Origin of the sequence: Paenibacillus sp. AR247, from assembly GCF_002968895.1 — a bacterium.
GTDB lineage: Bacteria > Bacillota > Bacilli > Paenibacillales > Paenibacillaceae > Paenibacillus_AQ > Paenibacillus_AQ favisporus.
In genome coordinates, this window is sequence record NZ_PCZT01000006.1 from 121,425 (window position 1) to 122,767 (window position 1,343).

Here is a 1,343-nt window from a genome sequence, read left to right on the forward strand (position 1 = left end):
CCAATGCATTATACTGGATGCCAGCTCCAGCGTGTTGGAGCTGGCGAAGGCGCTGGTGGAGCATGATTATCTCACCGTCGTGACGAATGGACTGGAGGCTGCCACCATCCTGAACCAGAATCCGCGCATCAACGTCATTTTGATCGGCGGGATTCTCCGCTCCGGCTCCAAAACGATCGAGGGGGTTCTGGGAAAAAGCATTTTGGAAGGGATTCATTCCGACCTGTTCTTTACTTCTGCGGAGGGGCTGAGCATCAGGGAGGGCATGACCGATTTCAGCCTGTACGAGGCGGAGCTGAAGAAGCTGATGATTGCGAGCTCGAGCAAAACGGTTGCGCTGGTGGACCACACCAAGCTGGGCCGGCGGTCGATCGCTACATCCGCCAAAATGGAGGACATCGACGTGCTCATCACCGATGAAGGGGCAGACCCGGAGTTTCTGCGTCAGCTGGGTACGACGGAGGTGCTGATCGCTCCTTATTTATAATACGGCGGTCCGCGATCGTGTCTGACTGAATTTAAATCGTCATATATTGCCATTTAAAAACGTTCACAAAAAGCAAACAATCGTTGACAAACGCAGACACTCACAGGGAGAATGAACATATAAGAACACGGCGGGAGGATCTAAAATGAGTTTGGAGACGGTGGACGGTTTTATTATCGATTTGGACGGGACGGTATACCGGGGGGCGCAAGCTATTCCGGGGGCCAAGGAGAGCATTGCGCTGCTCCGATCGCAGGGCAAACGGATGGTTTTCCTCAGCAACCGGGGGAACATTTCACGGGCGATGTGCCATCAGAAGCTGCTTTCCATGGGTATCGATGTGCCTGCGGAAGAGATTCTGCTTACTTCCACGGTAACAGCCCGGTACCTTCAGCAGCACCACTCTGGAAGCCAGGCGTGGGTGCTGGGGCCGGACGGACTGCGGGATGAACTGGTACTGGCCGGCATCGGGCTGGCTGAGAGACCCGAGAATGCCGACTGGCTCGTCATCACGCTGCACGAGGAACTGACTTATGCGGAGCTGAATCAGGCGTTCCGGGCCGTGCGGAACGGTGCCCGCATCATCGCGACCAATGACGATAAATCGTTCCCAGGGGATGACGGGGAGTGCATCGACGTCGGCGGCATGATCGCCGCCATCGTCGCCACGGCGGGCCAAGAGGTCGAAGTGGTCATCGGCAAGCCGTCGGGATTGATGGCCGAAGCGGCTTTACAGGTGCTCGGACTGCCTCCGCAGCAGTGCTTGGTGATCGGGGACAGCCTGGGCTCGGACATCCAGCTCGGCCGCCGGGCAGGCATCCGCACCGCGCTGGTGCTGAGCGGATCGGCAACAGGC

At 57.9% G+C, this 1,343-nt stretch carries 2 protein-coding genes; both read left to right on the forward strand.

All coding sequences use genetic code 11. The features are described 5' to 3' along the window. Window positions 1-487, forward strand: a 487-nt coding sequence (locus CPT76_RS05440; protein WP_374954610.1) for a DeoR/GlpR family DNA-binding transcription regulator, incomplete at its 5' end; no start/stop codon positions are given. 145 nt (window positions 488-632) lie between these two features. After that, on the forward strand, window positions 633-1,343 hold a 711-nt coding region (locus tag CPT76_RS05445; protein WP_105442181.1), incomplete at its 3' end, for an HAD-IIA family hydrolase.